At 39.9% G+C, this 8,961-nt stretch carries 7 protein-coding genes; 3 read left to right on the forward strand and 4 right to left on the reverse strand.

The genetic code is table 11. The features are described from left to right. Positions 1–93: 93 nt before the first annotated feature. Positions 94–3,021 (reverse strand): transglycosylase domain-containing protein, encoded by a 2,928-nt coding sequence (locus tag ORD22_RS04515; protein WP_317644696.1) that lies wholly within the window; start codon positions 3,019–3,021, stop codon positions 94–96. Between the two features lie 369 nt (positions 3,022–3,390). Here ORD22_RS04515 and tyrS point away from each other — a divergent pair, with 369 nt between their 5' ends. After that, complete coding sequence (gene tyrS, locus ORD22_RS04520) at positions 3,391–4,656, forward strand: tyrosine--tRNA ligase (protein ID WP_317644698.1); 1,266 nt, start codon at positions 3,391–3,393, stop codon at positions 4,654–4,656. Between the two features lie 51 nt (positions 4,657–4,707). Here tyrS and ORD22_RS04525 read toward each other — a convergent pair whose 3' ends face one another. Together ORD22_RS04525 and rpsD are read right to left on the reverse strand one after the other, a co-directional pair. Then, positions 4,708–5,124, reverse strand: a complete 417-nt coding sequence (locus ORD22_RS04525) for a hypothetical protein (RefSeq protein WP_317644700.1) — start codon at positions 5,122–5,124, stop codon at positions 4,708–4,710. Between the two features lie 207 nt (positions 5,125–5,331). Beyond that, on the reverse strand, positions 5,332–5,934 hold the full coding sequence (gene rpsD, locus ORD22_RS04530) for a 30S ribosomal protein S4 (RefSeq protein ID WP_317644701.1): 603 nt from the start codon (positions 5,932–5,934) through the stop codon (positions 5,332–5,334). Between the two features lie 351 nt (positions 5,935–6,285). Between rpsD and megL the strand changes: the two genes are divergently transcribed. After that, positions 6,286–7,476: a methionine gamma-lyase gene (megL, locus tag ORD22_RS04535; protein WP_317644702.1), complete on the forward strand. Its 1,191-nt coding sequence runs from the start codon at positions 6,286–6,288 to the stop codon at positions 7,474–7,476. Positions 7,477–8,025: 549 nt separating this feature from the next. Here megL and ORD22_RS04540 read toward each other — a convergent pair. Continuing rightward, positions 8,026–8,406: a carboxymuconolactone decarboxylase family protein gene (locus ORD22_RS04540; RefSeq protein WP_317644703.1), complete on the reverse strand. Its 381-nt coding sequence runs from the start codon at positions 8,404–8,406 to the stop codon at positions 8,026–8,028. A gap of 211 nt (positions 8,407–8,617) precedes the next feature. On the opposite strand from ORD22_RS04540, the gene ORD22_RS04545 reads away from it, so the two are divergent. Beyond that, on the forward strand, positions 8,618–8,935 hold the full coding sequence (locus ORD22_RS04545; protein WP_317644704.1) for a YflT domain-containing protein: 318 nt from the start codon (positions 8,618–8,620) through the stop codon (positions 8,933–8,935). Positions 8,936–8,961 lie beyond the last annotated feature (26 nt).

Below are 8,961 nucleotides of genomic sequence, written 5' to 3' on the forward strand. Positions count from 1 at the left end.
AATGTATATTGTTTTCAGAAGATCGTGGAATTATTAGAATTTTTCTATAAAAAAGCCAGATTACAATAGGTATATTGTAATCTGGTTCACTATTTAGTCTTTCTTTGGAGCATCAGCCTCAGGTGTAGTTTCAGGCTTAGCTTCAGGCTTAGCTTCAGGCTTAGCTTCAGGTTTGGTTTCTGGTGTAGTCTCAGGTTGTTTATCAGTTGCAGCTCCCGTTTCTTTATCCGCTTTTGTTTCCGATTCCGGTTTTTCTTCTGGCTTTGGTTTTGGAGGTGCAACATTCGATACGGTATTGGATGCTTCTGATTGTAAACCTGTAATATCAACCGCACGTACATAATATGAGCCATAGCCGATATTGTATGAACGGGATGCGCCATCTCTAACTGTCCCAATACGAACACCATTTTGATAAATATAATAACCAATAACATCATTGGATGGTGAGGCAGTCCACGTCAGAGTAGATCCGTTTTTAGCTGTTTGCACTGGAGCCGGTGGCATATTGTTTGCTGGGAATCTAGCACTTGATACAACATTGCTTGAATATCCGCCTCGACCTGCTAATAATTTAGAACCATCTCCGCCCAATCTACCCATCATCCGTTTAACGAATTGAGAGTTCACACCTACACCACCTGAAGAAACGAATTCACGAGGTGTAGAAGGGAGTGCTTGGTAAAGTCTCCCGTTTACTCGAACCGAAGCAGTATTAATAATGCTGTCATCCACTTTCGAAGGAACCATTACTTTGGAGTTAAATAAATCTGACCTGACAAGTCCAGCAGCCGAACATGCTGCTGAAGGAGCCATGCCTGAAACTCCACAGAACGAGCGAGTCACTACGCCGTTTGGACGTTTAAATCTTTCTGCTGCTTTAATAACGTCCGGACGTACGCTGTTTGCCGTATTCATCAACTGTCCGAATAATCTAGCCGTTCGTTCAGAAGGGTGCATTTGACTGCTACGATATCCGCTGTACAAAGGTGTATCTTGGTTCTTATATCCTATCCAGACACCGAGTGAAACATTTGGATTATAGCCCATAAGCCAAGCATTTCCGTAATGTTGGGAAGTACCTGTTTTTACCGCCAAGTCTGGGCGGAAGTTCATGAAACCTGGTAAACGCGCTGCTGTACCAGGTGGTCTAAGCACGTCACGCATCATATCCGTAATGATATAGGCTGTTTCAGGACTGAATACATCGACTGGTTCGATTTTATATTCATAAATTACATTGCCTTTCATATCTTCAATGCGATCAATCATATGGGATTTGATGAATTGACCTCCATTAGCAAATGTTGCATACGCATTGGTGTTTTCTTCAACAGAAACTCCTACATCCATACTACCGAGTGCAGTCGTTAGGTATCCTCCATCGGCTTCTGTTAATTTAGAGAAGTTCATTTTCTTTAGGAATTCGATAGGTTTTCTATCAATAATTTGATCGTATAGTCGTAGTGTTGATAAGTTTTGCGAACGGGCTAATGATTCACGAGCGGATAAAATCCCAAGCTCCCGATCAAAATAGTTCCCCGGTGCGTAACTTCCTCGTCTAAATTTCACGTCAACTACCGGGCTACCCGCGCCAATTACGCCATACTCTATGGCTGGTGCGTAGACTAGTAAAGGTTTCATAGACGATCCGTTATGTCTAAAGGCTTGAGTTGAATGATTTAACGCTTCGAGTTCATGATCGCGTCCACCGACAAAGGAAAGAATTTTACCTGTATGGTTTTCAATCATCATAGCCCCGACTTGAACAGGATCTTCAACAATGGTCTTTTTACCGGATTCTTTGTCAACTTTTTCAGAAGTATAAGTAAAGCCGTAATATTTAAAGTTCTTAGCTACCTCATTCATTTGGTCGTATAGTTCTTTATCAATCGTAGAGAAAATTCGGTAACCGTCTGTACGCATAGAACGGTCTGCCATAATTTTATATTTTTCCTTCACTTTTGAATCTTCATCAAATCGACTAGCGTCCAGTCCGTCTTTTTCAGCTAGTACTTTTGCTAAGATCTCTACTGTTTCATTTTGAATTTCTTGCGTAACGTAAGGATAACGTTCAGTTGCACGTCTAGAAGGTTGTCTAAAATCCTTAACGATATCATAAGCAATTGCTTCCTGATACTCTTCTTCTGTTATATATCCAGTATCTCTCATACGGAATAAAACAGTCTTCATACGATTAATACCAGCCTGAAGTTTTTCAGGCTCTTTTAGTCCTTGGTTTTTACTATAGAAAGGGGTATACGTGTAAGGCGCTTGAGGAATACCAGCTATATAAGCAGACTGAGGTAAGTTCAATTCAATCGCTTTAATACCGAAAAGACCTCTAGCTGCTGTTTCTATACCGGCAATATTTTGCCCTACAACATCACGACCGTATGGAATGATATTCAAGTACGCTTCTAGAATTTCATCTTTTGTCATGAAATGTTCTAAACGCATTGCTAACAAAATTTCCTTTGCTTTCCTTTCGTAAGACACTTCGTTTGTCAAAATTTGGTTTTTGACTAATTGCTGAGTCAATGTAGAACCACCTGTTTGACTATCTGAGTTTGTCACGTCTTGGAACACACCACGGAAAATGGCTTTTGGTACAATTCCTTTGTGCTCTTTAAAGTATTCATCTTCTGTAGCTAACACTGCATCTAGTGCATATTGAGAAACTTTGTCTAGCGTGATTTGTCGCCGCTCAATATCAGAGTTGACCTTACCTAAGTAGATACGATCTGCGAAGAACATTTCTGATGTTTCCTCGTAAGTAAACACCGCATTACGGAGTTCTTCTTTAGTGCGTAAAGGCTCTTTCGCAACGAGTGAAGCAAAGTATCCTGCACCAACAGACGTGGCGAATACAGCGGCAATCACACCGAAGATGAGCATCAATATGAATAAGTTCCATAGTACGCCAGAGCTAATTCGAATCTTTTTCGCCCAAGGCTCTTTTTTCGCCTCCTCGAATTTGTTTTCTAATTGTTGGATCTTATTATTTTTCAATTTACTCAAAGTTTTCTCCCCCTAAAATCTTAATTATTATAGCATAGATTACGGATTAATTAAGCAATTATTGTTGACTTTCATTGGAACTTGGTTAAAATTAAAGATATATGAAATTACATGTCGAAAAAACCGAAGTAATGATAGCGAGTTCCGTCATAGAGAGACAGCGGTTGGTGCAAGCTGTTCGGTACGCTAATCATGAATTACAGTTTTGGAATGTACGTTTTGCGCAACGTTATCAGCGCCTTAAAGCCGGAGAGTTTATTCTCTCAAGCCGGGTGGTACCGCGTTAATTATTAATCAACTAACGTCCCTGCATGATCATTTACTGATCGTGTAGGGACTTTTTGGGTTGGTTTTAGGAGGAAAGGGAAAATGTCAAACGAATTAATGGATGATTTACGCTGGAGAGGACTGCTATACCAGCAGACGAATGAAGAAGGATTAGAAAAATTACTTACAGACGAAAAGATTTCTTTATACTGTGGTGTCGATCCAACTGCAGACAGTATGCATATTGGACATATCGTACCGTTGCTAACGCTACGCCGCTTTCAAATGCATGGTCATCAGCCGATCTTATTAATCGGTGGAGCAACAGGCATGATAGGGGATCCGTCGGGCCGCTCTGAAGAACGTCAATTACAAACGACAGAACAAGTGGAGGATAATGTACGTGGCATCAAAAAACAATTAGAAATGATCTTCGACTTCCAATCAGACAATGGTGCAAAATTAGTGAACAACAATGACTGGATCGGTTCTATGTCATTGATTGAATTTTTGCGTGACTACGGAAAACTATTGAGTGTAAACTATATGCTAGCAAAAGACAATGTAGCATCTCGTTTAGATCAAGGGATTTCATACACGGAATTTTCTTATATGTTGATGCAAGGTGCAGACTTCAATCATTTATTCGACCATCATAACTGCCGTGTGCAAATTGGTGGATCAGATCAGTGGGGGAATATCACAACAGGTCTAGAAGTCATCCGTAAAATGCATGACGAAGAAGTAAAAGCATACGGCTTCACGATTCCGCTCGTCACAAAAGCAGACGGAACAAAATTCGGAAAATCTGCTGGCGGGGCAGTATGGCTTGATGCGAAGAAGACTTCCCCATACGAGTTCTACCAATTCTGGATCAATGCAGCAGACGCTGACGTAGTGAAATACTTGAAAATCTTCACATTCCTTAGTCGAGAAGAAATCGAAGCACTTGAAACAGCGGTACAAGAAGAACCGCATTTGCGCAAAGCACAAAAAACATTAGCAGAAGAAATGACACGCCTAATCCACGGGGAAGCTGCTCTTGAGCAAGCAATCCGCATCTCAGCAGCCTTATTTAGCGGAGACTTGAAGACATTAACAGCTTCTGAAATGAAAGATGCATTCAAAGACGTACCAACTGTAGAGATGGAAAAAGCGGATCAGAACATCGTAGACTTCATCGTTCAGGCAGGTGTGTCTCCATCGAAACGTCAAGCACGTGAAGATGTGACGAATGGTGCAATTTCGTTTAATGGTGAACGTATTACGGATACTGCGTTTACAGTAGGGGCGGATCAGCGTTTGGAGGATGCGTTTACAATTGTTAGACGTGGCAAGAAGAAGTATAGCATGGTGAAGTTTGTGTAATTGTATGAAGAGAACCCCTGGAATTCTTGGCGAATTTCAGGGGCTTTTTGTTTATTGGATTAGCATTTTTTTAATCATGCGGATGTCGATGTCGTGATCGTTTACTTGATGGTGGATCGTGCGCATACTGGCTAGTTGGTCTGTGTTGTGTGAGACTGTTTCCGTTAGTAAGTCGATTTTTCCTTCAGTAGTAATAGTACGATCACCGATTTCAAACATAGCTTGTTTTATAAATTTTTGTTCTTCTTTAAGTGAAGAAACATCGGTTTTAAGTGTAGAAACATCAGTTTTAAGTGTAGAAACATCGGTTTTAAGTGAAGAAACATCGGTTTTAAGTGAAGAAACATCAGTTTTAAGTGAAGAAACATCGGTTTTAAGTGAAGAAACATCGGTTTTAAGAGTAAGAATATCACCTTCCATATTTATTACTTTGTCAGCGATGAGTTGGAGAAGTTCTCGATCCGTCATAATATGCCTCCTTGTCTATTCTTTTTGTATATTTTGCGTTGGATGTATTGAAAATGCTTATTTGCTGTATATGTGAATCTAATTGTATCATCTTTTTAATTATATGTACAGAACATACCTTCGTACGAGGAGGGTTATTTAATTCAAATTAGATATCAAAAAACCCCGCTAGCTGAGATAATCTCATCCATCGGGGTTTTACTGTCATTAACGTGAGTAGAATTCTACGATCAATGCTTCGTTGATCTCAGCAGCTAATTCGCTACGCTCTGGAAGGCGAACGAAAGTACCTTTTTTAGATTCTTTATCGAATGTTACGTAGTCAGGAACAAAGCTGTTCACTTCTAACGCTTCTTCGATAGCAGTCAAGTTTTGAGATTTCTCACGAAGAGAGATTTCAGAACCTGGCTTCACTGCGAATGAAGGGATATCAACGCGCTTGCCGTCAACTAGTACGTGACCGTGGTTGACTAACTGGCGAGCTGCACGACGAGTACGTGCAAGACCCATACGGTAAACAACGTTATCAAGGCGAGCTTCAAGTAAGATCATGAAGTTTTCACCGTGAATACCTTGCATTTTACCTGCTTTGTTGAAAAGCGTGCGGAATTGACGTTCGTTTACGCCGTACATAAAGCGTAGTTTTTGTTTTTCTTGCAATTGCATTCCGTATTCGGAAAGTTTTTTACGTTGGTTTGGACCGTGTTGTCCTGGTGCGTATGGACGCTTTTCAATTTCTTTACCAGTGCCTGTTAGTGAGATACCTAAACGGCGTGACAATTTCCAAGATGGACCTGTATATCGAGCCATGAGAGACTCCTCCTCTGTTGGTTTTATTTTGTTGTAAAATAAGACCAGATATGTTCAATCCATCTGCCATTCTATAATCTTGCAACTTCGCCCCTGCAGCCTCGAGGTTACGTGGTGCACCTTTTAAAAAAAAGGAATAGACTGGACAAAACAGAACACATAACTGCTGCAACTATTTTACACAAAGAATAGCATACCAATTTATCATCTTCTGGTCAAGCATATTCATTCGGCTGAAAGAATAAAGCTACAACACTTTTGTTTTGGATAAAATCACGGTACACTAAAACTAAGGATAATAAAGCGCTTTCATATACTGTTTTGAATAATATGATAGAAGGAGGAATTAAAATGCACAAGAATAACAACTGGCATAAAGAAACAGCAATGATTCATGAAGGATACGACAGCAAAGAACATCAAGGGAGTCTTGCTGTGCCACTGTATCAAACCGCAACATATGTATTTGATTCAGCTGAACAAGGAGAAAAACGATTCGCTGGAGAAGAAGCGGGGAATATTTATTCTCGTTTAGGAAATCCAACTGTTAGCGTATTAGAAGAACGTATTGCACGAATGGAAGAAGGGCAAGCGGGTCTGGCATTTGCGTCAGGAATGGCTGCGGTTAGTGCCGTATTAGTTCATGTTACAAAAGCGAATGACCATATAGTATGTTCACGGGGAATTTACGGTTGTACATTTGGGTTTTTGAAAATATTAGAAGAAAAATATGCGATTACACATGATTTAATCTCTATGGGAACAGAAGAAGAAATTGAAAAAGCGGTAAAACCTGAAACGACATGTATATATGTAGAAACACCAATCAATCCGACGATGGAATTGGTCGATTTGCAAGCGGTTGTGAATGTAGCCAAGCGACACAATTTAAAAGTCATTGTGGATAATACATTCTGTTCACCGTATATTCAAACACCATTGACATTTGGTGTTGATTTCGTTTTGCATAGTGCGACGAAATACTTGAATGGCCACGGTGACGTTATCGCAGGATTACTAGTAGGGAACGATAAGGAAGAAATGGCGAAGTTGCGTGGAACTGTCCAAAAAGATTTCGGTGGAGTGATTTCACCTTTTGACGCATGGTTATTGCTACGTGGTATCAAAACGTTGCCTGTGCGAATGGATCGACATGCAGCGAACGCGAAAATCCTTTTTGATTATTTGAAAAATCACTCTCGAATAGAAGAAGTATTTTATCCATTTGATGATCAGCACCCGCAATACGAAATTGCAAAGAAGCAAATGAAAACGGGTGGCGGCTTAATTTCATTTACAATTAAAGGGGGAAAAGAAGAGGCTCAGAAGCTGATGAACCACTTATCGCTTGTAAAATTAGCAGTTAGTCTTGGAGATGCGGAAACATTAATTCAACATCCAGCGACAATGACGCATTCTGCAGTACCTAAAGAAGAACGTGAAAAAATGGGCGTGATGGATTCCTTGTTGCGACTGTCTGTAGGGCTAGAACACATGGATGATATCATCGCTGACTTAGAGCAAGCGTTTCAATTTATCTGAAAAAACGAGCGATCCTTTGTCAAGGATCGCTCGTTTTATTCTATAGAATTGTGGAAGGACTGCCGCATTGGGCAGTCCTTACTTTTGATAACTTACTATAATAATGTTGGTTTTATATATCGTGTAGAATCTGAATGTACCGTATTTGCCGCGGTCGTGTTCTACTGGTTGTTTTACTTAAGCAACGCAAACCCTACCTACTTTTGCGTCCTTGCGACCCTATAGTCGCGCCAGTGATGAATAAGTGTTCCGAAAAACATCTGCAGAACGCCATTTCTTTGTGTCAGACTAGTTATCAATCCCAATCACATACTATACATTATAACTTTTCGTTTGTCAATATATATTTATTTATGATGTCTTATAAGAAGAGTATATGCCAGTCGAAACTAGTGTTATAGTTATTTTTCGGATGATAAAAAGGCTAGGACAAAACATAATAAAAATTAAAAGTCGTATGAAGTCAGGTTATAACCATCGTTTCATGCGACTTTAATATTTTTTTGGCACATACACAAGATTTTTTCTTGTATGCCTACATCTTATCTGTTAATTTTCTTCTAACAAAAGATCTTTCGCAGCTGTTAATGCATTTTGTACACGCGGGAAACCAACGTATGGAATTAGTTGCATAATACATTCTACAACTTCTGTTTTTGTCAGACCGACTGTGAGTGCGCGTTTTACATGTGTTTGAATTTGAGTCGTTGCGCCCTGTGTTACAAGTGAAGCGAGTGTTACCAATTGACGTTGCTTACTGTCTAGTCCAGGTCTTGAATAGATCTCGCCATATGCAAATTCTACTATGTACTTACGTAGGTCAGGCGCTAATTCTTTCAGTGCGTCTGCTGTCATCATACGATTTGCTTCCTCTTCGCTGACATACTCTTTGATTTTCGTTAAACCTGCTTCGATTCGTTCTGTGGACATATGTAGTGCCTCCTTAATATTTTTATTATTCTGTAGATTGAGTATAACATAACTTGTCTATCTACACGTCTAGTGACAAAAAATGCTTTTACGGGGATTGGGCAATGACAATAGTATAAAGGGTTCTACTTTAGATAAAAACGTTTAAGAAGTAGTGTAGCTAGGTATAGTTGAATAGAGCAAGAAAACAACAACTTTGGAGGTAATACAAATGGAGAAGTTTTTCTTGGAAAATGCAGTACAAGCTAAAAAGAAGATTGAAGAATTGGTAGCACAAGGCTATACGCATGAAGAGATTTATGTTTTCGCACATAGTGAGGATCGTGAGGATAGGATTGCGGATGCTCTAGATTCTGAAAAAGTCGGTATGAGTGAAATGGGCTTCCTAGATAAGATGAAGAATATGTTTACATCTCGAGGCGATACATTGAGAGCGGAGATGCAAGCGGTTGGGCTTACTGAGGCAGAAGCTGAAGAAGGGGAAAGCGAGTTAGATAAAGGGCGATTGGTACTCGTTGCAAAACGATAATATGATGAATGATCGATAAAGGGGCT

Origin of the sequence: Sporosarcina sp. GW1-11, assembly GCF_033088395.1 — a bacterium.
In the GTDB taxonomy this organism is placed as follows: Bacteria; Bacillota; Bacilli; order Bacillales_A; family Planococcaceae; genus Sporosarcina.

Coding starts and splice junctions, on each gene's coding strand:
- tyrS (WP_317644698.1), top strand. CDS start 3,391: ATGTCAAACGAATTAATGGATGATTTACGCTGGAGAGGACTGCTATAC.
- ORD22_RS04525 (WP_317644700.1), bottom strand. CDS start 5,124: ATGACGGATCGAGAACTTCTCCAACTCATCGCTGACAAAGTAATAAAT.
- rpsD (WP_317644701.1), bottom strand. CDS start 5,934: ATGGCTCGATATACAGGTCCATCTTGGAAATTGTCACGCCGTTTAGGT.
- megL (WP_317644702.1), top strand. CDS start 6,286: ATGCACAAGAATAACAACTGGCATAAAGAAACAGCAATGATTCATGAA.
- ORD22_RS04540 (WP_317644703.1), bottom strand. CDS start 8,406: ATGTCCACAGAACGAATCGAAGCAGGTTTAACGAAAATCAAAGAGTAT.
- ORD22_RS04545 (WP_317644704.1), top strand. CDS start 8,618: ATGGAGAAGTTTTTCTTGGAAAATGCAGTACAAGCTAAAAAGAAGATT.